Genomic DNA, 23,101 nt, shown 5'->3' with positions numbered 1-23,101 from the left:
TCTCAAACTTGTTCTTTGAAAACTAGATAATATCAAATATAATTTTTCATAATTAAACCGAGAACACCGCGTTTTTTGAGTTTTTTAAAGAAGTTTTAAATCGCTAAACTCATTAATCGCATTTTCCGTTAGGAAAATGAGGTTAAGTTAACAAGGGCGCATGGTGAATGCCTTGGCACTAGGAGCCGATGAAGGACGGGACTAACACCGATATGCTTCGGGGAGCTGTACGTAAGCTATGATCCGGAGATTTCCGAATGGGGCAACCCAGCAGTTTTAATCAACTGTTACCGCTAGATGAATACATAGTCTAGTCGGAGGTAAACGCTGTGAACTGAAACATCTCATTAGCAGCAGGAATATAAAGAAATTTCGATTCCCTAAGTAGCGGCGAGCGAACGGGGAACAGCCCAAACCAGAGAGCTTGCTCTTTGGGGTTGTAGGACTGAACATTTGAGTTACCAAAACGTTTGATAGTCGAAGGATTTGGGAAAATCCGCCATAGATGGTGATAGCCCAGTAGATTAAATTAGACGTTCTCAGTTCAGGATCCTGAGTACGGCGGAACACGTGAAATTCCGTCGGAATCCGGGAGGACCATCTCCCAAGGCTAAATACTCCCTAGTGACCGATAGTGAACCAGTACCGTGAGGGAAAGGTGAAAAGCACCCCGGAAGGGGAGTGAAATAGTTCCTGAAACCATGTGCCTACAATAAGTCAGAGCGCGTTAATGCGTGATGGCGTGCCTTTTGTAGAATGAACCGGCGAGTTACGATCCCGTGCAAGGTTAAGACTTAAAAGTCGGAGCCGTAGCGAAAGCGAGTCTGAAATGGGCGTTTTTAGTACGAGGTTGTAGACCCGAAACCAGGTGACCTATCCATGTCCAGGTTGAAGGTGCGGTAAAACGCACTGGAGGACCGAACCCGTGTAAGTTGAAAATTGCTGGGATGAGGTGTGGATAGCGGTGAAATTCCAAACGAACTTGGAGATAGCTGGTTCTCTCCGAAATAGCTTTAGGGCTAGCCTCGGATGAAGGATCATGGAGGTAGAGCACTATTTGGACTAGGGGCCCGTCTTGGGTTACTGAATTCAGATAAACTCCGAATGCCATTGATTCATATCCGGGAGTCAGACGATGAGTGATAAGATCCACCGTCGAAAGGGGAACAGCCCAGATCACCAGTTAAGGTCCCTAAATGTATACTAAGTGGAAAAGGATGTGGAGTTGCACAGACAACTAGGATGTTGGCTCAGAAGCAGCCACCATTTAAAGAGTGCGTAATAGCTCACTAGTCGAGTGATTCTGCGCCGAAAATGTACCGGGGCTAAGTATACTACCGAAACTGTGGATGTGACCATTAGGTCACGTGATAGGAGAGCGTTCTAAGGGCGGTGAAGCAAGATCGTGAGGACTTGTGGAGCGCTTAGAAGTGAGAATGCCGGTATGAGTAGCGAAAGATGGGTGAGAATCCCATCCACCGAATGACTAAGGTTTCCTGGGGAAGGCTCGTCCTCCCAGGGTTAGTCGGGACCTAAGTCGAGGCCGAGAGGCGTAGACGATGGATAACAGATTGATATTTCTGTACTAGTTAAATGCGTTTGAACGATGGAGGGACGCAGTAGGCTAAGATGTGCATCCTGTTGGATTAGGATGTCCAAGCAACAAGTCTTTTGATGAGTCAAATGCTTATCAATTTAAGGACAAGTTGTGATGGGGAGCGAAATTTAGTAGCGAAGCGTCTGATGTCACACTGCCGAGAAAAGCTTCTAGTGAGTATTTAACTACCCGTACCGCAAACCAACACAGGTAGTCGAGGAGAGAATCCTAAGGTGAGCGAGTGAACTCTCGTTAAGGAACTCGGCAAAATGACCCCGTAACTTCGGGAGAAGGGGTGCTGATCGCAAGATCAGCCGCAGTGAATAGGCCCAGGCGACTGTTTATCAAAAACACAGGTCTCTGCAAAATCGTAAGATGACGTATAGGGGCTGACGCCTGCCCGGTGCTGGAAGGTTAAAAGGATGGGTTAGCTTCGGCGAAGCTCAGAATTGAAGCCCCAGTAAACGGCGGCCGTAACTATAACGGTCCTAAGGTAGCGAAATTCCTTGTCGGGTAAGTTCCGACCCGCACGAAAGGCGTAACGATCTGGGCACTGTCTCAACGAGAGACTCGGTGAAATTATATTGTCCGTGAAGATGCGGACTACCCGCGACAGGACGGAAAGACCCCATGGAGCTTTACTGTAGCTTGATATTGAGTGTTTGTACAGCTTGTACAGGATAGGTAGGAGCCATAGAAACCGGAACGCTAGTTTCGGTGGAGGCGTTGGTGGGATACTACCCTCGCTGTATGACCACTCTAACCCACACCACTTAGCGTGGTGGGAGACAGTGTCAGGTGGGCAGTTTGACTGGGGCGGTCGCCTCCTAAAGAGTAACGGAGGCGCCCAAAGGTTCCCTCAGAATGGTTGGAAATCATTCGCAGAGTGTAAAGGCACAAGGGAGCTTGACTGCGAGACAGACAGGTCGAGCAGGGACGAAAGTCGGGCTTAGTGATCCGGTGGTACCGTATGGAAGGGCCATCGCTCAACGGATAAAAGCTACCCTGGGGATAACAGGCTTATCTCCCCCAAGAGTCCACATCGACGGGGAGGTTTGGCACCTCGATGTCGGCTCATCGCATCCTGGGGCTGTAGTCGGTCCCAAGGGTTGGGCTGTTCGCCCATTAAAGCGGTACGCGAGCTGGGTTCAGAACGTCGTGAGACAGTTCGGTCCCTATCCGTCGCGGGCGTAGGAAATTTGAGAGGATCTGTCCTTAGTACGAGAGGACCGGGATGGACATACCTCTGGTGTACCAGTTGTGCCGCCAGGCGCATCGCTGGGTAGCTACGTATGGATGTGATAAACGCTGAAAGCATCTAAGTGTGAAACACACCTCGAGATGAGATTTCCCATTCCTTTATGGAAGTAAGACCCCTGAAAGATGATCAGGTAGATAGGTTAGAAGTGGCAGCACGGTGACGTGTGAAGCGGACTAATACTAATCGGTCGAGGACTTAACCAAGTAATTGGTGTTCCGGTAAGATGAAAAATACAATTTGATATTAGCTAGTTTTGAGAGCACAAGTTTCTCAATAGTGTGGCGACGATGGCAAGAAGGATACACCTGTTCCCATGTCGAACACAGAAGTTAAGCTTCTTAGCGCCGAGAGTAGTTGGGGGATCGCTCCCTGCGAGGGTAGGACGTTGCCATGCAAACGAAGGAATCGATTAATTCGGTTCCTTTTTTTTGTGTTCAAAAATTGTTTTGATTGTTGAGTGAGAGAACTAATTAGGGCCAATAATTGTTATTCCGGTAATTCAGTGCTATGTTATTAGCATATTTTATGAAATGGAGTGATAGGCATGGCTGAAATTACAGTTGGTGATTGGGTGAAGTGTCAAAAAAACGGTAATACTGATTATGATTTTTTTGCTAAAGTTGAAAAAATATATGAGCATGCGGCCTATGTAACCATTACGCACTATGATCGGCGAGATGATGTTAATGTGGTCGAATTACAGTATCGAGCGGTGATAGCGCTAAAAAAGATGCACCTAGCAGAACCCAGTGCTCAAGAAAAAGCACAAATGCGTGCAGTTAGTCCAGCAATGCTAGCAGAATAAAGTTAAATTAGTGTTGGGAAACAAAATCTGTGGGTATTAGAAGTATAAAGCCCGAGTTTGGGATCATCCCAAACTCCTTTTTTGTGAGTCGACCAACTAATTTGAAGAATACGTAGTCAAACCTGTACATCACGGCAGTAAATAGGTACAATAGAATCGTTAGTTGATAACAGTTCTAAAGTAAGTAGGAGAGGGGAATTTATAATGTCACAAACCAAAGCGACGCTCCAGTTAAGTGGGCGCCGACGGTTCTGGTTCATTTTTACGTTACTCATGGGGACTTGGACGATGTCAATTAGTCAATCATCGTTATCGACGGTTTATCCAACGTTTATGCGTGACTTTGGTATTTCGGCGTCAACTGTTCAATGGCTCACGACGGGCTTTATGTTGACCATGGTTGTCATGATGCCAATCAGTCCATGGTTATTAAACAATATCGGTTTCAAGAAATTATTCTTAACAGTCTTAGTCTTGTTCGACGTCGGTTCAATTATTATTTACTTTGCACCTAGTTTTCCGGTAATGATGGTGGGTCGATTAGTGAAGGCGGCTGCGGTTGGCGTGCTATTTCCATCATACCAATCAATCCTACTGACGATTACGCCTGAAATGAAGCGGGGGTCCACTATGGGCATTGCTGGCTTGGTGATGGGCTCTGCGTTAGCATCGGGCCCAATCATTTCTGGTGTCGTTTTAAAGTTTACTGATTGGCATGGCTTGTTCTTGGTCTTTATTACTGTTGCCACAATCTTGATTTTACTAAGCTTTGTTACGATTCAAGACGTATTGGTCAGCAAACCATCAAAGCTGGATTTGATTTCCATCGTCATGTTACTTGGATTTGCTGGTATTTTATACGTGGTCAATGAAATTGGCAAGCCAAATGTTAATTGGACTTGGGGCTGGCTATTATTAATTGTGTCGATTTTAGCAGTGATTTATTTCGCTTATCGGCAGTTCCAATTAACGACACCGCTTCTGGAATTACGGGTACTTAAAACATTTAATTATGATTTAGCAATCTTTTTAACGGCGATTTCGTATGTAGCTTTAATCGTGGTCACGATTATCTTTCCATTGTACTATCAAGGAATTTTGAAGGTGTCACCATTTATTTCAGGCCTCTCGTTAGTACCTGGTGCGGTATTCTTAAGCATCTTAAATCCCTTAACCGGTAAGTTGGCCGAAAAAATTGGCTATAAACGGATTATGTTGATTGGAATGACGATGATTGTCGTTGGCTGGTTATGTTTAGCAGTGATTACCACTAAACTCAATCTAGTGACGATGATTCTAATCGCGGCGATTATTGAAGGTGGGAACGCCTTTGTGATGATGCCAGCTGTTACCTTAGGCGCTAACTCCTTACCAGATCAGCTGATTTCGCATGGAACAGCGGTCATTACGACCGTCCGGCAGATTCTGGGATCGGCGGGGGTAGCCGTGGCGACCTTGCTATTATCAAATGTTACGGCCGCCCAACTCAAAGCGGGGGTGCCAACACTGGCTGCTAATTTGCAGGGCTACCATGTGGTCTTTTTAACAATGCTTGGCATTGAAATTGTCGGTTTAGTTTTAGCATTACTCTTGCGTGATGAACGGCAGGCTAAATAAACGAAAAAATAAAATAGCCACTTCAAGAATTCACAAAATTCTTGAAGTGGCTATTTAGCATCAAAAGGTAGTTTGTTCCGCTGCCTGGTACTTAATTAGTAGTGGTAGCTTGAATCTTTGCTAATTGTTGATATTGTGATAGCATCCATTGCTGATAAGTTTGATTGGCGGGTAAAGTTTCAGTGACTTTTAAGACGGGCACTCCGGATTTTTTAGCTAATTTAACCATATTATCCACGATATTACTATCCGTTTGCGTGTTTTCAACAAAGAACGCAATTTTGTGTTGTTTAATCGCCGTTTGCATTTGCTTAATATCTTTTGGTGACGGATCAGAACCTTCCTCAATGGCCAATGCAAAATGACGATTGCTGATATGGTAGCCCATGGCTTTTAATGAATAATCAAAGACGGGCTCACTGACAGCAACATTTTGGCCCTTGGCACCTTGCTTGAGTTGGTTAACGGCGGCCGTTAAGGGTTTTAAACTTGCCTGATATTGCTTAGCCTGCTTTAAAAAATACGTTTTATGGGCTGGCTGTAATCGACCCAATTGCTGGGCAATTTCAGTAGCTAACTTTGGCATGGTCGTTGGATCATACCAAACATGTTCATTGGCGCCGTTTTTTTGGCCGGCAACGGTCGTCCCAACTTGAATGACCTTGGCGTTAGCGGCTTTATTAGTGATGAGCTTAGTCATCCAATCATCATAACCTAGGCCATTGTAGATGAGTAATTCTGCACTACTGGCGACTTTAGCAGTTTGGACAGTAGGTTCAAAGTCGTGAGGGTCAACGCTGGGCCGATTAATGACGGCTGTAACGTCCCCATATTTACCCGCAACTTTTTTAGCAGTTTGACCATAGAAGTCTAGGCTAGCAATGATTTTAATCTTGCCATTAGTCGTTGTTTGCGAGCTGGTCTTATTTTGACAACCGGCCAGTAGACTACTAAATCCGATAAGTAATGCTAAACCGACCCATATTTTTTTGAAAGGCATGCCACTACTCCGTTCTTTTAAATAGTAATTATTACTGTTTAACTTTAACCAAAATTTGCTCGTAAGTCAAGTCCCTAAAGAAAGCTTAACTTTTCTGCGGATAACTATCATCAAAGGGCTAGACCTGCTAAACTACTGATATGACACTAAAGGGGGAAACTCGATGATTTTTACGATTATTATTATATTGTGGTTAGTAACTGCAGTTATGCGTGGCTTTCACCGCGGTTTTGTAATTGAAATGCTTCACTTAGTTGGCACGATTGTTGTGTTGATTTTTGCTCGTTTGCTCTATCAACCATTTGGCACCGTTATTAGTAACTTACTGACTAACTTACATTTATTAGATCCTAGTGCCATTAGTCTCTTAGTCATTAACTTGATTGCGTTCTTCATCTTAACGTCTATTGGCTGGGCGGTGATTCGGATGTTAGCACGGCTTTCGCGGAGTATCACGTGGTTACCAGTAATTAAGCAAGTCAATAGCCTAGCAGGTGGAGTCGTGGCATTTGTGATTTCATATCTGGTCATTTTTATCGGGTTGTCCTTGGCGAACCTATTTAATACGACTTTTATTCAAACGCAGATGACACAGTCGCCAGTCGCCACGTTTATTGTCAAACAAACGCCTGGTTTAACGAGTCAATATTTAAGTCAACTTTTTAAATTTGAAACGGATTCCTAATTTATTGAACGGACTAGAGCTCGGGGCAACCTGAAGCTCCTTTTTTTTAGGTTAATTCCAAACATTTGGGCCCAATCAAAGGGATATTTGTCGGATTACTATCACTTAGGAGGGCTTCATGCTATGATTATAGTTAAAAAATAGCATAAGAGGGATTTTGATGGGAATAATTCGAATTAATAATTTACGGGTCCATACGTTTAATGGGGTTTTACCAGAAGAACGTCGTAATGGGCAACAATTGGCGTTAGATATTGCCATTAAGTATCCAATTGAAACGAAAGTTCAACATGATGATGTGCATGAAACCATCAACTATGCAGAAGTTCGGGCTGCCGCTGATGAGTTCGTGACGACCCATTCTTATAAATTGATTGAGTCACTTGCTAATCAGTTATTACAAACGCTATTAACGCAGTTTCCGACGGTCACACTGATTAATTTAAAGATTCGTAAATACAGTGTTCCAATGCCTGGAATTTTTGATGACGTTGAGATTGAGGTGGAAGGTGCACCACATGCCAGCTGAAGAACGGGTGTACCTGAGTGTTGGGGCGAATATTCACCCACGGGTCGCTAATATTAAGCAAGCGATTGCTCAATTACGGGCGCTCCCAACGGTGACCGTGCGAGCAGTCTCTAATTGGTACGAAACTGAGCCGTGGGGGAACCGCGACCAAGCGAATTTTTATAATGTGGCCGTTGCCTTGACGACGACCGCCACCCCCGAGCAATTACTGGCACAGTTACATGTGATTGAACAAAGTTTGCATCGTGAACGCTTGATTCATTGGGGCCCGCGGACAATTGATTTAGATATTATTTTTTGGGGAACCCGGCAATTACAAACGGCTACCTTGACGATTCCGCATGCGCATGCGGCGGAACGTAATTTTGTGTTATTACCAATTGCCGAGATTGCTGCGGCAGATCCTTGGGTGGGCCCACAAGTACAACGGCTGATTGCGGCAAATACAGATACAAGTTGGATAAAAAATGTAGGAAATGTGAGTGAACAAGATGATTGATGAAACGAAGCAAGCTAAAATTCGCCAGGCGGTCCGTGAAATTTTAACGGCAGTCGGCGAAAATCCTGATCGGCCCGGATTAGTTGAGACCCCCGATCGAGTTGCGCGGATGTACGCCGAAGTCTTTGCAACTAAAACAGCACCTGAATTCGATAATTACAAGTTATTTCACGTGACGGACCCCACCGAAATGGTCCTTTTAAAAGATATTCCATTCTATTCAATGTGTGAACATCATTTATTGCCATTTTTTGGGACGGTTCAAGTGGCCTATGTGCCTCAAAATCAGCAAGTTATTGGGTTAAGTAAAATTCCACGATTGATTGATTATTGTAGTCAACAGCCGAATGTGCAAGAACGATTGACGGTCACGATTGCCAAAGAGTTACAGCGTATTTTAAAGCCAGCGGGAATTGCGATTTCGATTTCGGCCCGTCATATGTGCATGGAAATGCGGGGCGTCAGCAAACCCGGTGTTCAGACTGAAAGTAGCTACTATAGTGGGCAGTTTCGTGAAAATTTAGATTTAAAACATGAATTTTTACAACGGATTGCCAATTAAGCAGGTGATAAAATGACGGCAATGACAATGGAACAGCGCTATGCGACCTTAGTGGCCCATTTAAATCAAGCCATGCTAGTGACTGAAACAGATCGGGTCCCGTTACTACGACGGATTATGCAAGCGCTCGGACATCCTGATCGTGAGTTACACGTGATCCATTTAGCCGGTACCAATGGTAAGGGGTCGACGGGGGCGATGTTAGCCCAAATTTTACAAGCACAAGGTTATCGGGTGGGCCGCTTCAGTAGTCCAGCGATTAATGATGAGCGGGAGCAGTTACAGCTCAATGGCCAGTGGATTAGTCAGGCCGCCTTTGTCACGACTTATCAAGCCATTGTGCCGACGTTAACCCAGTTGGGACTAGTTCCAGCTGATATCTCAATTTTTGAATGGTATTTTTTGATTGGGATGGTCTGGTTTCGACAACAAAAGGTCCAATGGGCCATTGTGGAAGCTGGCTTAGGCGGCCAGTATGATGCCACCAATGCGTTGTCGGCACCGCAATTAACGGTTTTTACCAAAATTGCGCTTGATCACATGCAGATTTTAGGGTCGACAATTACAGCGATTGCTAAAAATAAGGCTCAAATTATTAAACCGCAGACCACCGTGGTGACATTGGCGGATCAAAATCCAGCTGCCAAAGCGGTCTTGCAAGCGCAGGCAACGGCCCAGTCAGTGCCTTTAATTACCGCTAACCACCTAGTGATGACGAACCAACGAGTTACCATTCAGGGCACGATTGTGGATGCGACAAGTGACTTGTTCCAATGGTCACAACTAAAATTGGGGCTAATTGGCGCTTATCAGGTTCAGAATCTAGGACTCGTGTTAACGGCCATCGCCGTTTTACGGCGACAAATGGTACCGATTAGTGATACAGCTGTTCGGCAAGGGTTACGGCAAGTTCGGTTACCTGGGCGCTTAACGTTATTACAAGCTGACCCGTTAATGTTGGCGGATGGTGCACATAATCCTGATGGCATGCGCGCCTTGGTGAGGAGCGTTCGCCAGCTACTCCCAGCTAAGCAGTTAATTTGGGTGCTAGGCGTCTTACGGGACAAGGCTTATGCTGAGATGTTAGTAGCAGTTTTACCAGCGGCAGCGTTGGTGATTACTAATACGCCTGCTAATCCGAAGCGCGCCTTACCAGCCACTGAATTGGCCCAAGCGGCTAAGGCCCTTAACCCCCAAGCCGAAGTTTTAGTTGCCACTGACATTCAAGCAGCTATAACACTGGCACAGCAACGGGGAACTGATGATAGTGCTATCATTATTGCGGGCTCGTTTTATGTGATGCGCGAACTCCAACAAGCGGGTTGGCCGGGGTTAGCTAATGACTAAACTCTGGTTGATTGGGTCCAATAATCGAGCTAAGAGCCATGATTTACAACTATGTTTAGCCTATTACGGCATTGCTGCAGTATCGTATTTGACGCAAACCGCTAAGCTAAGCTTTCCAAGTGAAACAACTACGAGTTATGTGCAGAATGCAGTAACTAAGGCGCAATTTGCCGCGCAACAGCTACAACGGCCAGTGATTGCGGATGACAGCGGGATTGAAATTCCAGCATTACCGACAACCTTAGGGGTCACCACAGCTCGTGATTTAGGTGTTGAAATGAGTGGCATGGCCCGTAATCAAGCCATTTTAACGGCTTTGCAGTCGGTTACGGGTGTTGATCGACAAGCCACACTCCGAGCCACGCTAGCAGCAGCTTGGCCGGATGGCCGTTTATTAACGGTGCAAGCGACAATTAACGGGTATATTGCAACAACGCCAGCTGGTCAATATTCCGGTGGCTTTGACCGCATCTTTTGGTTACCAACGACTGGCCGGACGCTCGCTGAATTACCAGCTGTTTGGCGATTACCGCGTACACATCGTGGTCAAGCCGCCCGACAATTAAGTCAGCAACTATCGAAAATGAAAGGATCGGTGTTATAAATGTTTGTTCAAGATATAACCAGTTCTTTTGCGCCTAAGCCTGATTTTGCTAGCCAGGCCCTCAATGCGCAAGTGCAACGTCAACAGCAACTCGTACTACAATTCGGGGGCTACGAGCGGGAACAACAGGTCAAGTTAACGGCACTTTGTCAGCAGTTAGACGGGGTGGTGCAAGCCGGACCAGAACACTTAACGGTCTTACTTAGTCAAGCTGCTGGTCGACAACTTACCCAACAATGGCCGTTAGTGTTCCAACAACAGGCTTTGGTTCAAGTTCAATTGACGCAAATTATGAAACAATATGATATTTATTGGCAAGTCGGTGACCGTCGTTTTAATTTGACCAAGCGGCCGATGCTTTACGGTATTATGAATATTACACCAGATTCTTTTTATGATGGTGGCCGGTATGAAACGATGACGGCCGTATTGAAGCATGTGGAAGCAATGCTCCAGGCTGGCGCCGATGTGATTGAAGTGAATGGTCAGACGACGCGCCCGGGATTTAAAGCCGTGACGCCAGCAGTTGAATTGGACCGGACCTTACCGTATATTCGTGCGATTAAACAACAATTTCCAACGGCCGTGTTAGCGATCGATACGTATAAGTATCCAGTCATGCAGGCTGTTTTGACTGAAGGCATTAGTATTATTAATGATGTTGATGCTTTCACGGATGATCCGCGGAAAGTCGCTTTGATGGCCGATAGTCGGGTGGGACTTTTAACCATGCATAGTAATCGGTCCCAATCTTACACGGATTTAACTGGGAAAATGCGGCAATTCTTTGAACAGAACTTGGCTGATTTAACGCAGGCGGGGATTGATTTAGAGCGGATTGCCTTAGATCAAGGAATTGGTTACGCTAAGGTCGCACATGGTGAACAAGACTATGTGATGATGCGGAACCTTGACGAATTTAACTACCTGCGGCGGCCGATGATGGTTGCTGTGTCACGAAAAGGCTATTTAGGGGCTTTATTAGGTCTGAAAAAAGAAGATCGGTTACCGATGACTTTGGTGACCGAAGCGCTGATGGCTCTAAAAGGTGGGCGAATTTTACGCGTTCACGATGTGGCTGAAACACGACAAATGGTCACGTTACTTGATCGAATTGAAAATGGTTACTGGTTAAATGCTGATGAATGATTGCAAGTGATGATTTCAATGATTTCTCAGCGACGGGTGTCGACGATTATCACCAGTATTTTGGAACGCCAACGCATGACGACCATGTGTTATTTGAATTACTGATTGTTGGTATTCTTCAAGTGGGGTTGAGTTGGCAAGCGGCTGCCAGTCAGTTACCGGTTTTACGCCAACAGATGGCCGGTCTGCAGGTCGAGGTGGTGGCGGGCTATGATGACTTCGACTTAGAGCGGTTATTACAAGCGCCTAACGTCATGCGTAATGGCCGTAAGTTGCATGCAATTATTCAGGATGCGCAAGCTATTGTCAAAATCCAACAGCAATATGGGAGCTTTGAGGCGTATCTATGGGCTTTTGTGGCGCAGGCGCCGTTCCACATGCCGGCACCGGATAATGAGTTACCAACCCAGTCGGCATTAGGGACCCGCGTTGCCGCTGACTTGCATCGGCATGATTTTACCTTTGTCGGTCCGGTGGTGACACAAATGTTTCTGTTGGCGGCGGGGATTATTCAAGTTGACTAAAGTATGTGTAGCTTAATGATGACAAAAAAATCACTGCAAGAATTTATAACTTAATTCTTGCAGTGATTTTTTCGTTGTGTTTGAGGCTAAATGGAACTATCAGTGGTTTCATAATCGACTTTACCTAATTCAATTTGAATGGTAATGTGCGTTAGCGGGAACTGGTCACTGAGTTCTTTGTTCAGTTGTTCAAGAAAAGCATTATTGTCCGCTAAGGTAGCTCGGCAAAGGTGGACGGTCATTGCGGTTTCCGTCGTGCTCATGCCCCAGATGTGGAGATCATGCACTTGACGAACACTTGGCTGAGCCATCAAATACGTATAAATGGCAGCTTGGTCGATATTATTAGGGACCGCTTCTAAAGAGTAAGCCATGGCATCACGCAATAACCCCCAGGTGCCGATTAAAATGACAAGGGCGATTAAGAGTGAAATTACGGGGTCGAGCCAATACCAGCCAGTCATCAAGATGACAAAACCAGCAAGTACCACACCAAGTGATACGCCGGCATCCGCTGCCATGTGTAAAAAGGCGCCTTTGATATTTAAGTCATGCTGCTGGCCTTTCATAAAGAGTAAGGCCGTAAAACCATTGACGACAATCCCAATCGCCGCCACGATAATCACATCCCATTCAGCCACTGGTCCGGGATTGCTGAGGCGCTGAATGGCTTCTACTGAAATACCGCCAATTGCGACTAATAGAAAGACGGCGTTAAATAGTGCGGCTAGAATTGACGAACTCTTGTAACCGTACGTATACTTCGCGTTCGCACTTTTTTGACCGAGCCAGAGGGCTAACCAAGAGATAAGTAAGCCTAAAACGTCGCTTAGGTTATGGCCAGCATCCGCCACGAGAGCCAAGGAACCACTTGAAAAGCCATAACTGGCTTCTAGCACAATGAAAATGGCATTTAAGCTAATCCCAATTTTGAAGGCATTGGTTTGTTGTTGGACTTGATGAGTATGGGTCATGATAAAAAACACCTACTTAGTTGAATTTGAAAGTTGAATTGCTATAATTAAACATGAATGAATATACATATGAATGACTGTTCATGTGTATTGTAACACCATTACATGTCGAGAACAATCAGAAAATGGGAGTGCCTATGGATTCAGAATTAACGCATGATGTACTGGTGACAAAATTAAATCAATTGATTCCTCAAACCGATGAACTCGCGCGTATTACGGCTATTTTTAAGGCTTTGGGCGACCCAACCCGAGCTCGTATTCTGTATGCGCTGGGCGTGTCTAGTCTAAGCGTGGGGGAGTTAGCGACCGGGTTACAATTAACGCAATCCAATATTTCGCATCAACTGTCCGTTTTGCGCCAATTAAAGTTGGTGGTTGGGACCCGCAATGGTCGGAATGTCCACTATCAGTTAGCCGATAAACATATTATTAGTATTTTTCAGCAGGTCGCAGCCCATGCCGAAGAGGCGGAACAGTGAGTTAACCACTATCTAGTTTAACTGACTAGGTAAGTTGATATTAACACTATATGATGGTATGCTATAAACAATGAAAATCTGAGGTGATTAGCATGCAACAACCATCACGACGTTATCAAATAACCAATGAAGTTTTGAATTCAGTGACCCACGGAATTGGCTTGATTTTAAGTATCGTTGGGTTTGTTTTTCTCATGTTAAAAGCATATAACGATGGACAAGCATTGGAATGGACGGCCTTTGTGATTTATGGGTGTTCGTTAGTCGTGTTATATACGTGTTCGATGTTGTTTCACGGGTTGTATTTTACCCGGGCGCGGGAAGTCTTTCGAATTCTAGATCACAGTGGTGTCTATGTTCTGATTGCGGGCACCTATACCCCGTTTAGTCTGTTAGCAATTAAGGGCTGGTTGGGCTGGACGATTTTGTTGACCATCTGGGCACTAGCCCTAGCCGGCATCACAGTTAATGCCGTTTGGCCGGGCCGGTTACATAAGGTCGAGACGGTAATTTATGTTTTGATGGGCTGGATGTGTTTAGCCGGCGGGCGGCAGTTATGGTTGAATTTAGGGCTAACGGGTTTTTGGCTGTTAGTTGCCGGGGGCGTGGCTTTCACGCTAGGGGCCTTACTTTACAGTATTCCTCACATTAAATACTTACATGTAATCTGGCATGTTGCGGTGATGATTGGGACCGCCTTAATGTATTTTTCAATCTATTTTTATATTTAAACGACTCAAAATGTAGCGACAAGTTAACCAAGCTAATTTGGTGACTTGGCGCTTTTTTGTCGTCCCAATTTTAAAGCCAAACTTGAGTTTTACATTTTGATATCAAGTTTGTCATCAAAATGTAATCATCCAGGTGTGTCTTTTTGATTGCCTTGCGAATTATTTTCGATTAGAATGGTAGGACAGCTTAAATTTGGAGGTGCTAATGATGGCATACGGTTTGTTATTTATTGGGATTGTGATGGAAGTTGTTGGGAGCTTTTTCTTGAAAAAGGCGAACGGGTTTCGAAATTTGGGACCGACCGTGATGGTTTTAATTGGGTACTTTAGTTCGTTAGTCTTAGTAACGTTAGCAATGCAGACGTTACCATTAGGCATAACCTATGCACTTTGGGCTGGCTTCGGCACATTTGCAACTGTGATCTTAGCAGTGGTGGTGTATCGGGAACGCTTGAATTTGGCTCGAATTAGCGGCTTAGTAGCGATTATTATCGGGGCAATTTTATTGAATCATTAAAAGGGGGTCGACGCAGATGCGGGCATGGTTACAGTTATTAGTAGCGATTGGAATTGAAATTTTAGGGACAAGCTTATTGAAGCTTTCCAATGGGTTTGAGTATACCTGGATTGGTATTGCAGGTATGTTGTTGTACGGTTTGGCCGTCTTTAGCTTCTCATTGGCGTTGCGACAGCTCCCACTGAGTGTAGGTTACGCTATTTGGGCGGGCGTAGGTACCGCTATTACCGGGTTAATTGGGATTGTCGCATTTGACGAAGTCTTGAGTGGCACGAAGTTGTTAGGTTTCATGGCAGTGATTATTGGCGTGGTGCTCTTAAATGCCCCCGTCAAAGCAAGCAATTCACGGTCAGTCAATCCACTGCGGAAACGTTGGCGTTCACGGACGACCCGCAATTAAGGAAAATTATGATTAGCAAAATAAAAAAGGCATGTTGATGCGAGTTAAAATTAACTCAAAATCAACATGCCTTTAACATTGTTATGCTTTTGACCAAACGGTTTGCGCCGTTTTAATGACTAGGGCTAACTTCGCCCATTGTTCAGCTTCAGTTAGCTCATTACCTTCTTCAGTGGAAGCAAAGCCGCATTGGGTTGATAACGCTAAGTTAGCTAGCGGCACTTTAGTCGCTGCTGACTTAATCCGAGCGATTAAGTCGGCTGGCTGCTCGAGTGCTGGAAACTTTGAGGTGACTAAGCCTAAAACCAGTTGTTTGTGCGGATCACCGTTCCAGATTTGGTCTAAAACATCGAAGTTACCGGCGCGGGCATTATCGTATTCCAAGAATAACCCGTCATAATGTAATTGGCCTAAATATTTAGCGACGACTTGATAACTTCCAGAGAAGAGGTAGGTCGACTTGAAGTTTCCACGACAGATATGGGTCGTGACCTTTAAGTCAGCAGGTAAGTCAGCCAAACTGGCGTTAATGACTTGCACGGCATCGGTTGCCATTTGATGGAAGTGCGCCTGTTCGCTTGCTGTCAGGGTGTCATCGTTGAGCTTGCTAATTAAGAAAGCCCAAGTGGTGTCATCAAGTTGGATATAGCGACAGCCCAAGTCATAAAAGTGTTGTAGCGTGGCGTGATAAGCTTGAGCTAAATCAGTCAGGTAAGCTTCCCAGCTATCATAGAATTGCGCCCAATTGTCACTACGGTTATCTCGAAATAACATCGTCGGTGACGGAATTGTTTGTTTTGCTAAGATTCCCGCTGGCACGATTGATTGAAGATAGCTAAAGGCCGCAAAGAAAGGGTGGTTGGGGTTGAAAGCAACTTTCCCAGTTAGTTCAGCGTTATCGGTCCGCGTGTGGTCGCCTTTGAACTTGTAACTCTGATGATAGTCATATTTATCAACGCCATTGAGGCCCCAAAGAAAGTCTAAATGCCACCAGCTACGTGAAAATTCACCATCAGTAACGGCCTGCAAGCCTAATTTGACCTGTTCGGCGACAATGCGTTTGATTTCCGTTTGTTGTGACTTTAATTCGGCTGCGGGGGTTATTTCACCAGCTGCAAGTTGTGCATGGGCCTGCTTGAGGCTGGCTGGGCGTAATAAGCTCCCCACCACATCGTAATGAAAGGGAATTGTTTGGGTTAAAGTTGTCATAATTGAATTACACTCCTTATAAATTAATTATTTTTGAACAAAAAAACCGTCCTAATTGATCGTTAAATCAATCAGGACGACGTTGGTCGGGTTACCACCTGAGTTCGAAGCTAGGTTGCACTAACTTCCTCAATCGGACTACAAGTAATCCGCAACTGCGTTAACGGGCAGTGATGTCGGTAGCCAAAGCTACGAACTTTTAAACCAGACCATCTTCAATCAGCCGCCTGATATCGTTTCATCAACCCGATACTCGCTGGACAGTCACCTGATTTACTCATCTTTTAATCGTTCTCTAATATTATGGTTTATCTTACTGGCTTTCAGGTCAAATGTCAACCAATGAAGTGACCGGGTCCCCGCTGAGTTTCAGGCAATGCTATAATGACAACTAGCAAAAGATTTGGGGGATTGTTCATGGATCGAATCAGTCGTTTTTTTAAACGCGATGATATTACGCTTTACTTAACATTACTATTTTTAATGATTATCGTTTACTTAATGCGGGGCTTTGCGACGGTTATTTTATTAACGACGATTTTTGCCTTTTTAGGGGTAAAAGTGAGCCATTGGTTGAATTTAAAAACTCATCTACCGTATTGGTTGGCGGCCATTGTCGTCTATGTCTTGGTCTTGGGGATTTTTATTGGCGCCTTGTCTTACGCCGCGCCGACTTTAATTGCGCAGCTCAAAGTCATTCCAGATATGTTGGCGAAGGCCATCACCCATCATCCAGTTTTGAATAAAAATATTGATACTTGGATTAATAAGGCGATTCATAGTAGTGAGTTAATCCAAAATAGTAAGTCGTTATTAGTGACTGGGGTTAAAGAAATCAGTCATGTCGGGACTGGCTTCACCCATGTGATTCTCGCGATTTTTTTAAGCTTTATTTTCACGTTAACTCGGGGCCGGATGATGAGTTTTGGCCGGCAATTTTTAAATTCAAAATTCAGTCGCTTCTTTAAAAATGTCTACTATTTAGCCCATAAATTCATTTTAATTCTTGGCAAAATTATTGAGACCCAATTGATTATTTGTACCATCAACACAATTTTAATGACCATTGGTTTCTTTATTATTGGGATGCCCAGTATCTTAGTGTTGTCGATTATTGTCTTTATCTTAGGACTAGTCCCAGTTGCGGGGGTACTCTTGTCGATGATTCCATTGACGTTGTTGGCGTTTGCTGCGGGCGGCGTCGTCTATGTTGCCGAAATTATCGTCCTTGTCATTCTCGTGCATGCTTTTGAGTCTTATTTCTTACATCCACGGTTAATGGCGGATCGGACTGATTTACCCGTTTTTGCTACCTTTATTACGCTGATTATTATGGAAAGCTTATTAGGCGCTTGGGGCTTGATTGTCGGGATTCCGATTGTAGCGTTCTTCTTAGATATTATTGGCGTCCAGGATTCTGAACAAAAACGGGTGGCAACTAAGAAATAACGGCGGGGGCTTAAGCAGTGGGCCATGCAAAAGTGTCGCATAACAGAAAATAGGCACCGCAAGAATTAACAAAATTCTTGCGGTGCCTATTTAGCGTCGGTCATCAAAGGGGCCAAAACGGGTTATTTTGGTGGCTTTAACTGATGGCAGATGGTGTGATTAGTGAGGGTAGCATCCGTTGCTGGGGTGGTGAACAGTGGGATTGTTTCTTCAAGAACGTCGCTAAACTCCAAGCCATACCAAACGGCTGGTGACGGCGTAATGTTTTGTAAGAAGACCCGGCCCCCGATTAATAAGCGGTCCAGCTGATGCATCTTCGGATAACTGGTTAGGTCCATCAGTTGTTGATTTTGAACGACGAATTTGAAATCACCAACTTGGCGATGCTTGATGGTCCCGTAATGCGGATGTTGTGGGTCAATAATCCGGTTGGCAATCAGGTGGGTAACAATGCGCCGCAAATAGATGTTAACGTGTTGTGACTTTTTGAAGCCAAGATTGAGTTGAACTTCGACGATATTCCGAGTCTCCAACATATCAACTGTATAGTTACAATCATAGGGTTGATTAGTTTCGTTAATCGTAATAAACCAGTAAACTTTCGCTCGTTTGGGTTGTTTATCTAAGATGGAATATAAAATCGCCCGTTTGAGTCGATATTGAGCATCGACTTTGGCTAAGTAGACTAGATTAGTTGCGAATAAGGGATAGCGGTCATCATGGCTTAACTGGGTGAGCTGATGGCGATAATCGAGTAGACTGACCTGTTCTTCATCCCGGTTGTATTGTAACCGGCGTCGATTACCAAAATACCAAGTGACCATCACAAGAAAGATTAGTAGGGTGAGCCCCAAGGTGAGGTAGCCGCCGTGAATGAATTTAGTCAGACTGGCGATTAAAAAGGTGGTTTCCAGTGTCCCAAAGGCAATCAGTAAAACCAATGACCAGCCAAAATGGCCCTTCATTTGAACAAATTGAGTCAATAAAATAGTCGTCATCAGCATGGTGATGGTAATTGCCAAACCATAAGCCGCTTCCATGCGAGCCGATGTCTGGAATAGCCAGACAATCGTTAAGGTGCCGCCGCATAGTAACCAATTAACGGTGCTAATGTAGATTTGACTACGGACTTTACTGGGGTGTTTGATGACCATCCGGGGGAGAAATTTTAACCCGATTGCTTCATCGACCAAGGTATAAGAGCCCGTGATTAAGGCTTGAGATGCGATGATGGCGGCAAGGGTAGCGAGAATAATAATAGCAACTTTAAAATTAGCTGGAATCATTTCATAAAAAGGATTTAAATTCAAGGCCTCGCGATAGGCTGGTTGTTGCGCGTGCTGAATAATCCAAGCGCCTTGGCCTAAATAATTTAAGGTTAACATGAGGTAGATGAACGGCCAGGTTGCTTTAATATTGGCCTTACCGACGTGGCCCATATCCGAGTAGAGTGCTTCGGCCCCGGTCGTGGCTAAAAAGACACTACCTAAAATAAAAATTCCAGTTTTATTAGTCGGACTGAATAAGATTTGGACGGCATACCAAGGTGAAAGTGCCTTTAAAATCTGAGGAGCCTGTCCAATATTTGCTAAACCGGCAAGGCCTAAAAAGGTGAACCAGACTAACATAATCGGTCCAAATGCGCGACCAATCCCAGTGGTGCCAAAGTTTTGAATCATGAATAAGCCCACTAAAATAATGGTGACGGTTAGGGGGACGAGCAACGGATGCTGACTAAAGCCAGCGGTACCAGGTAGTCCCCGGAGACCTTCAACTGCAGAAGTTACCGTCACGGCTGGTGTCAAAGTTCCGTCGGCTAAGAGGGCGGCGCCACCCACTAAAGCGACGACTATTAGCCACTTAGACCGGCGGCGCACTAAGGCATAGAGCGCAAAAATGCCACCTTCGTGGTGGTTATCAGCTTGTAAGGCGATAATGACATATTTAATGGTAGTGATCAGCATTAAGGTCCAAAAGATTAAGGAGACTGAGCCGATGACATAGGTGGGCGTGGCTTTTTTTAGTGGCCCAGCATCATTAATAATGGCGTTCATGACATATAATGGCGATGTTCCAATATCGCCATAGACCACTCCTAAGGTAATTAACATGCCCATCAATGACCGCGTTGGCATTTTTTGCTTTTCCATCGTGCTGAGTTGCCTCCCCCTATCGTGATGGCTTTAACTATACTAGCTCGGTCACGTGAGCGTTAGGATTGGTTATCAAAATCAACCGATTGTTAAGTTAGTATGCAATCGGTTAGGTCTGATTCATAACTTAATCAGTGCCGGTGATAACGGTTGGCATTTTTAAAAGCAGGCCCCTGGGGTTGAAAAAGCAACCAATTGCTGTAAGAAGTCATAAAATTCTTGCAGTAATTAGTTGCTTTGGTTCAAGTCGCACAGCTAGTAAGCTGGCGGTAATTATTTTAATGATGACGTCGATAATAACGATAGGCAACGACTAACAAAACAACAATTAATAAGAGGCCAATCGCACCTTTGGGCCCAGCGGCGCGCTCGGTTAAATGAAATAGCCGCAGTGGCCCTAGTCCGTGAATTCCTAACATGGCTAACATTGAGGTCCCTCCCTGACGAAATTATTGCCGTTTTCTGCGAAAAAAGCAATGATTATCGTCGCAAAATGTTATTATCTCATGGCTATCTGCGGTAAAATGAATTTATCATTAAAATAGGTGGGTGCCACAAGTGCAATACATTTTGCCAGTTATGAACGTCATAGTTATTATCAATGCGATTGCTGCCGTTGTGACGGTATTTAGAGATCGCCGCGATATTGCCGCCACTTGGGCATGGTTATTAGTTTTAATCATGATTCCAGTTGTGGGCTTTATCGCATACGCTTTTTTGGGGCGGAAGTTACCGAAAAATCGGATGTTTCGGTTGAAGAAAGAAACCCAAATTCGATTAGAAGAGATGATTCAACGGCAACGCAATGAGCTGGGGTCGGAATTAATGCCCGCTGATGCGGTTACCAGTTCCGTACGTGGGATGGTTAGTCTTTTCTTGAATTCCGATGGCGCTTTACTCAGTCGTAAGAATCAGGTCAAGATTTTTACGGATGGGCATGAAAAGTTTCAGGCGCTGTTCAAAGATATTGAAGCTGCACAGCACCATGTCCATGTGGAGTACTATACTTTTTACAACGATAAGATCGGTAATGAATTATTACATTTATTGGAACGAAAAGCGGCTGCCGGCGTCGATGTCCGCGTTGTCTATGATCCTTGGGGGTCAATGGGCACGTTCAAGAGTTTCTTCAAACACTTGGAAGAATTAGGCGGGCATGCGCGGCCATTCTTAGGCGGGCATTCGGCAATCTTGGACTTCCGCCTTAACTTTCGGGATCATCGTAAGATTGTCGTTGTTGATGGTCAAGTAGGGTATGTCGGTGGGTTTAACGTTGGTGACCAGTATCTTGGCCGTGATAAGAAATTTGGCTATTGGCGGGATACGCATTTGAGAATTGTGGGTTCCGGGGTCTTTGAATTACAAGAACGGTTTGTTCGGGACTGGAACGCCACGGATGCTGAACATCGCATTGAACCCAATGCCGAAATGTTTCCAGTTATCAAAGTTAAAGGGAACACCTCGTTACAAATTGTTTCGAGTGGTCCAGATAATGATGGTGAACAAATTAAGATGGGCTATATTAAAATGATCATGACGGCCCAGCATCGTCTATGGATTCAATCGCCATACTTGATTCCTGATGACTCAGTTTTAGATGCCATCCGAATTGCGGCCATGTCAGGGGTTGATGTCCGGATTATCGTGCCTGATAAGCCCGATCATGCCTTTGTCTATCGAGCCACGCAATATTATGCGCGCGAATTAGCTGAAGCCGGTGTGAAAATTTATTATTATAATAATGGCTTTATTCATGCGAAGACCATCGTGATTGATGGTCAGGTTGGGTCAGTTGGATCAGCTAATCTTGATTTCCGGAGCTTTAAGTTGAACTTTGAAGTGAATGCCTTTTTGTATGATACCGAATTGGCACAAGAGCTTGAAGAAATCTTCTTAAAAGATCAAGCGTTGAGTAGTTTAGTGACGGTCCAAGACTTTAAAGATCAGCCCTTTTGGTTGAAGTTTAAACAAACATTTTCACGATTGTTATCACCAATTTTATAAAAATCAAGCAAGTCAAATAGTCGCTACAAGCAGTCATCACATGCTTGTAGCGACTATTTTTGTGCACGTTTTATGCAGGGTCATCTAAATAAAGCTGTTTTAACTCATTAAGGTCGGCCAGGCTTAAACCGAGCGCCTCACGGAGGTAGCCACGACCACCACCGTATAAATCATCGAAAACATGAAATACCATTTTTAAATTATCTGCTTCGACCGCTAAGGCGGTATTAAAATGGCTGGCTAAGTCACCATTGTTGGCTTCAGTAATGATGGTATCGTTGTCGAGCTCATCAGCGGCCATAAAGACGGCATTGGTTAACAAGTAATCTTGCATAATGGTATCACGTGGGACGTCTAAAGCGGTCATGATTAAGGCACCCGCTACGCCAGTTCGATCTTTACCCGCGGCACAGTGAAACACGAGGGATTGATTCGGCTGGTCGTTAGCTAAAAGTGTTGCAAACAGGTGTTGCCAAACTTTAATCGGATGACTGTCAGTGACCATTTGAGCGTAGGTTTGGGCATTAAAACTATCGTCAATAATCATCCGTTTGATTAACCGTTTGAGGCGCCGGTCAAAACGGCGGTTATCGGTGAACGGATAGACGGAAGTATTACGATAGTGGGTACTTTGTGGGTAGCGGTCAGGTGATAACTGGGCTTCACTCGCTTGCCGTAAGTCAATATCGTAACGTAATCCGTATTGGTCTAAATAAGTGAGGTCGTGGGGACTAAGTAGCGACATCCCACCACAACGTAATAATTTTTGCCATTTAATCGTCTGGCCACCAGTGGTCTGGTAACCGCCTAGTTCACGAAAATTAATACCGTGATCTAGTCGTAAAACGCGATTATGTTCCATTAAAATTACCTCGATTAGTCGTTTCCTTAATTATAACCGCTTTCATAGCGGGTGGTTAGGGGAAAACACCTGATTTATCCAGCCTTACTGGACCGTTTCTCATAAATGACCAGCAAAAAAGAGCTTGAGACCAATATCTCA

General features: G+C 44.7%; 22 protein-coding genes and 2 rRNA genes. 18 read left to right on the top strand and 6 right to left on the bottom strand.

Annotated features, from left to right (window positions below; all coding sequences use genetic code 11):
- Positions 1 to 140 precede the first annotated feature (140 nt).
- The 4 genes from C5Z26_RS07180 to C5Z26_RS07165 all read left to right on the top strand — a co-directional run bounded on the left by C5Z26_RS07180 (position 141) and on the right by C5Z26_RS07165 (position 5,280).
- Positions 141 to 3,061: ribosomal RNA gene (locus C5Z26_RS07180) — 23S ribosomal RNA — on the top strand.
- A gap of 74 nt (positions 3,062 to 3,135) precedes the next feature.
- Positions 3,136 to 3,252: ribosomal RNA gene (rrf, locus tag C5Z26_RS07175) — 5S ribosomal RNA — on the top strand.
- A gap of 150 nt (positions 3,253 to 3,402) precedes the next feature.
- The gene (locus C5Z26_RS07170) at positions 3,403 to 3,663 is read left to right on the top strand and encodes a DUF2187 domain-containing protein (protein ID WP_105449290.1); all 261 of its coding nucleotides are present in this window, start codon (positions 3,403 to 3,405) and stop codon (positions 3,661 to 3,663) included.
- A gap of 204 nt (positions 3,664 to 3,867) precedes the next feature.
- Entirely contained in the window at positions 3,868 to 5,280 is a 1,413-nt protein-coding gene (locus C5Z26_RS07165) for an MFS transporter (RefSeq protein ID WP_105449289.1), read from the top strand.
- Positions 5,281 to 5,371: 91 nt separating this feature from the next.
- Here C5Z26_RS07165 and C5Z26_RS07160 read toward each other — a convergent pair whose 3' ends face one another.
- Positions 5,372 to 6,280, bottom strand: a complete 909-nt coding sequence (locus C5Z26_RS07160; protein WP_105449288.1) for a metal ABC transporter solute-binding protein, Zn/Mn family — start codon at positions 6,278 to 6,280, stop codon at positions 5,372 to 5,374.
- Positions 6,281 to 6,443: 163 nt separating this feature from the next.
- On the opposite strand from C5Z26_RS07160, the gene C5Z26_RS07155 reads away from it, so the two are divergent.
- The 8 genes from C5Z26_RS07155 to C5Z26_RS07120 all read left to right on the top strand — a co-directional run bounded on the left by C5Z26_RS07155 (position 6,444) and on the right by C5Z26_RS07120 (position 12,179).
- Positions 6,444 to 6,965 (top strand): CvpA family protein, encoded by a 522-nt coding sequence (locus C5Z26_RS07155; protein ID WP_105449287.1) that lies wholly within the window; start codon positions 6,444 to 6,446, stop codon positions 6,963 to 6,965.
- 160 nt (positions 6,966 to 7,125) lie between these two features.
- The gene (gene folB / locus C5Z26_RS07150; protein WP_105449286.1) at positions 7,126 to 7,494 is read left to right on the top strand and encodes a dihydroneopterin aldolase; all 369 of its coding nucleotides are present in this window, start codon (positions 7,126 to 7,128) and stop codon (positions 7,492 to 7,494) included.
- Complete coding sequence (folK, locus tag C5Z26_RS07145) at positions 7,484 to 7,993, top strand: 2-amino-4-hydroxy-6-hydroxymethyldihydropteridine diphosphokinase (protein WP_105449285.1); 510 nt, start codon at positions 7,484 to 7,486, stop codon at positions 7,991 to 7,993. Before folB ends, folK begins: the two co-directional genes overlap by 11 nt.
- Positions 7,986 to 8,555, top strand: a complete 570-nt coding sequence (gene folE / locus C5Z26_RS07140) for a GTP cyclohydrolase I FolE (RefSeq protein WP_105449284.1) — start codon at positions 7,986 to 7,988, stop codon at positions 8,553 to 8,555. The genes folK and folE overlap by 8 nt, the downstream gene beginning before the upstream one ends.
- Before the next feature lie 12 nt (positions 8,556 to 8,567).
- Complete coding sequence (locus C5Z26_RS07135) at positions 8,568 to 9,902, top strand: bifunctional folylpolyglutamate synthase/dihydrofolate synthase (RefSeq protein ID WP_105449283.1); 1,335 nt, start codon at positions 8,568 to 8,570, stop codon at positions 9,900 to 9,902.
- Positions 9,895 to 10,506 carry a non-canonical purine NTP pyrophosphatase gene (locus C5Z26_RS07130; RefSeq protein ID WP_105449282.1) on the top strand — a complete coding sequence of 204 codons (612 nt, stop codon included), beginning with the start codon at positions 9,895 to 9,897 and terminating at the stop codon, positions 10,504 to 10,506. Before C5Z26_RS07135 ends, C5Z26_RS07130 begins: the two co-directional genes overlap by 8 nt.
- Entirely contained in the window at positions 10,507 to 11,655 is a 1,149-nt protein-coding gene (gene folP, locus C5Z26_RS07125; RefSeq protein ID WP_105449281.1) for a dihydropteroate synthase, read from the top strand. It abuts the gene before it with no gap.
- A complete protein-coding gene (locus tag C5Z26_RS07120; RefSeq protein ID WP_105449280.1) occupies positions 11,652 to 12,179 on the top strand; it encodes a DNA-3-methyladenine glycosylase I in 528 nt (175 codons plus the stop codon). Before folP ends, C5Z26_RS07120 begins: the two co-directional genes overlap by 4 nt.
- Positions 12,180 to 12,265: 86 nt before the next feature.
- Here C5Z26_RS07120 and C5Z26_RS07115 read toward each other — a convergent pair whose 3' ends face one another.
- Positions 12,266 to 13,153 (bottom strand): cation diffusion facilitator family transporter, encoded by an 888-nt coding sequence (locus C5Z26_RS07115; RefSeq protein ID WP_105449279.1) that lies wholly within the window; start codon positions 13,151 to 13,153, stop codon positions 12,266 to 12,268.
- A gap of 137 nt (positions 13,154 to 13,290) precedes the next feature.
- Here C5Z26_RS07115 and C5Z26_RS07110 point away from each other — a divergent pair, with 137 nt between their 5' ends.
- From C5Z26_RS07110 to C5Z26_RS07095, 4 genes are all read left to right on the top strand, one after another.
- Positions 13,291 to 13,635 carry an ArsR/SmtB family transcription factor gene (locus C5Z26_RS07110; RefSeq protein WP_105449278.1) on the top strand — a complete coding sequence of 115 codons (345 nt, stop codon included), beginning with the start codon at positions 13,291 to 13,293 and terminating at the stop codon, positions 13,633 to 13,635.
- Positions 13,636 to 13,727: 92 nt separating this feature from the next.
- Positions 13,728 to 14,366: a PAQR family membrane homeostasis protein TrhA gene (trhA, locus tag C5Z26_RS07105; protein ID WP_105449277.1), complete on the top strand. Its 639-nt coding sequence runs from the start codon at positions 13,728 to 13,730 to the stop codon at positions 14,364 to 14,366.
- Positions 14,367 to 14,571: 205 nt separating this feature from the next.
- Entirely contained in the window at positions 14,572 to 14,883 is a 312-nt protein-coding gene (locus tag C5Z26_RS07100; RefSeq protein ID WP_234002788.1) for a DMT family transporter, read from the top strand.
- A 16-nt stretch (positions 14,884 to 14,899) separates the two neighbouring features.
- A complete protein-coding gene (locus C5Z26_RS07095; protein WP_105449275.1) occupies positions 14,900 to 15,283 on the top strand; it encodes a DMT family transporter in 384 nt (127 codons plus the stop codon).
- A gap of 81 nt (positions 15,284 to 15,364) precedes the next feature.
- Here the strand turns inward: C5Z26_RS07095 and C5Z26_RS07090 are convergent, their stop codons facing one another.
- Entirely contained in the window at positions 15,365 to 16,492 is a 1,128-nt protein-coding gene (locus C5Z26_RS07090) for a vitamin B12 independent methionine synthase (RefSeq protein WP_105449274.1), read from the bottom strand.
- Between the two features lie 417 nt (positions 16,493 to 16,909).
- Between C5Z26_RS07090 and C5Z26_RS07085 the strand changes: the two genes are divergently transcribed.
- Positions 16,910 to 17,941 carry an AI-2E family transporter gene (locus tag C5Z26_RS07085; protein ID WP_105449273.1) on the top strand — a complete coding sequence of 344 codons (1,032 nt, stop codon included), beginning with the start codon at positions 16,910 to 16,912 and terminating at the stop codon, positions 17,939 to 17,941.
- Positions 17,942 to 18,063: 122 nt separating this feature from the next.
- Here C5Z26_RS07085 and C5Z26_RS07080 read toward each other — a convergent pair whose 3' ends face one another.
- Both C5Z26_RS07080 and C5Z26_RS12535 read right to left on the bottom strand, forming a co-directional pair.
- Positions 18,064 to 20,091 (bottom strand): KUP/HAK/KT family potassium transporter, encoded by a 2,028-nt coding sequence (locus C5Z26_RS07080; RefSeq protein WP_105449272.1) that lies wholly within the window; start codon positions 20,089 to 20,091, stop codon positions 18,064 to 18,066.
- A 281-nt stretch (positions 20,092 to 20,372) separates the two neighbouring features.
- Positions 20,373 to 20,522, bottom strand: coding sequence for a hypothetical protein (locus C5Z26_RS12535; RefSeq protein ID WP_199774936.1), 150 nt, complete (start codon positions 20,520 to 20,522; stop codon positions 20,373 to 20,375).
- 151 nt (positions 20,523 to 20,673) lie between these two features.
- Here C5Z26_RS12535 and cls point away from each other — a divergent pair, with 151 nt between their 5' ends.
- Complete coding sequence (cls, locus tag C5Z26_RS07075; protein WP_199774989.1) at positions 20,674 to 22,098, top strand: cardiolipin synthase; 1,425 nt, start codon at positions 20,674 to 20,676, stop codon at positions 22,096 to 22,098.
- A 70-nt stretch (positions 22,099 to 22,168) separates the two neighbouring features.
- On the opposite strand, the gene C5Z26_RS07070 is transcribed toward cls, so the two are convergent.
- Positions 22,169 to 22,960, bottom strand: a complete 792-nt coding sequence (locus C5Z26_RS07070) for a tyrosine-protein phosphatase (protein ID WP_105449270.1) — start codon at positions 22,958 to 22,960, stop codon at positions 22,169 to 22,171.
- Between the last annotated feature and the right edge of the window lie 141 nt (positions 22,961 to 23,101).

The organism is Lactobacillus sp. CBA3606, assembly GCF_002970935.1.
In the GTDB taxonomy this organism is placed as follows: domain Bacteria; phylum Bacillota; class Bacilli; order Lactobacillales; family Lactobacillaceae; genus Lactiplantibacillus.
The sequence above is the reverse complement of the archived record's forward strand: the minus strand, read 5'-3'. Positions and strand labels throughout refer to the sequence as shown.

Bases quoted from the DNA above. Each gene is read 5' to 3' on its own strand.
- C5Z26_RS07170 (WP_105449290.1), top strand. From the start codon at position 3,403: ATGGCTGAAATTACAGTTGGTGATTGGGTGAAGTGTCAAAAAAACGGT.
- C5Z26_RS07165 (WP_105449289.1), top strand. From the start codon at position 3,868: ATGTCACAAACCAAAGCGACGCTCCAGTTAAGTGGGCGCCGACGGTTC.
- C5Z26_RS07160 (WP_105449288.1), bottom strand. From the start codon at position 6,280: ATGCCTTTCAAAAAAATATGGGTCGGTTTAGCATTACTTATCGGATTT.
- C5Z26_RS07155 (WP_105449287.1), top strand. From the start codon at position 6,444: ATGATTTTTACGATTATTATTATATTGTGGTTAGTAACTGCAGTTATG.
- folB (WP_105449286.1), top strand. From the start codon at position 7,126: ATGGGAATAATTCGAATTAATAATTTACGGGTCCATACGTTTAATGGG.
- folK (WP_105449285.1), top strand. From the start codon at position 7,484: ATGCCAGCTGAAGAACGGGTGTACCTGAGTGTTGGGGCGAATATTCAC.
- folE (WP_105449284.1), top strand. From the start codon at position 7,986: ATGATTGATGAAACGAAGCAAGCTAAAATTCGCCAGGCGGTCCGTGAA.
- C5Z26_RS07135 (WP_105449283.1), top strand. From the start codon at position 8,568: ATGACGGCAATGACAATGGAACAGCGCTATGCGACCTTAGTGGCCCAT.
- C5Z26_RS07130 (WP_105449282.1), top strand. From the start codon at position 9,895: ATGACTAAACTCTGGTTGATTGGGTCCAATAATCGAGCTAAGAGCCAT.
- folP (WP_105449281.1), top strand. From the start codon at position 10,507: ATGTTTGTTCAAGATATAACCAGTTCTTTTGCGCCTAAGCCTGATTTT.
- C5Z26_RS07120 (WP_105449280.1), top strand. From the start codon at position 11,652: ATGATTGCAAGTGATGATTTCAATGATTTCTCAGCGACGGGTGTCGAC.
- C5Z26_RS07115 (WP_105449279.1), bottom strand. From the start codon at position 13,153: ATGACCCATACTCATCAAGTCCAACAACAAACCAATGCCTTCAAAATT.
- C5Z26_RS07110 (WP_105449278.1), top strand. From the start codon at position 13,291: ATGGATTCAGAATTAACGCATGATGTACTGGTGACAAAATTAAATCAA.
- trhA (WP_105449277.1), top strand. From the start codon at position 13,728: ATGCAACAACCATCACGACGTTATCAAATAACCAATGAAGTTTTGAAT.
- C5Z26_RS07100 (WP_234002788.1), top strand. From the start codon at position 14,572: ATGATGGCATACGGTTTGTTATTTATTGGGATTGTGATGGAAGTTGTT.
- C5Z26_RS07095 (WP_105449275.1), top strand. From the start codon at position 14,900: ATGCGGGCATGGTTACAGTTATTAGTAGCGATTGGAATTGAAATTTTA.
- C5Z26_RS07090 (WP_105449274.1), bottom strand. From the start codon at position 16,492: ATGACAACTTTAACCCAAACAATTCCCTTTCATTACGATGTGGTGGGG.
- C5Z26_RS07085 (WP_105449273.1), top strand. From the start codon at position 16,910: ATGGATCGAATCAGTCGTTTTTTTAAACGCGATGATATTACGCTTTAC.
- C5Z26_RS07080 (WP_105449272.1), bottom strand. From the start codon at position 20,091: ATGGAAAAGCAAAAAATGCCAACGCGGTCATTGATGGGCATGTTAATT.
- C5Z26_RS12535 (WP_199774936.1), bottom strand. From the start codon at position 20,522: ATGTTAGCCATGTTAGGAATTCACGGACTAGGGCCACTGCGGCTATTT.
- cls (WP_199774989.1), top strand. From the start codon at position 20,674: ATGAACGTCATAGTTATTATCAATGCGATTGCTGCCGTTGTGACGGTA.
- C5Z26_RS07070 (WP_105449270.1), bottom strand. From the start codon at position 22,960: ATGGAACATAATCGCGTTTTACGACTAGATCACGGTATTAATTTTCGT.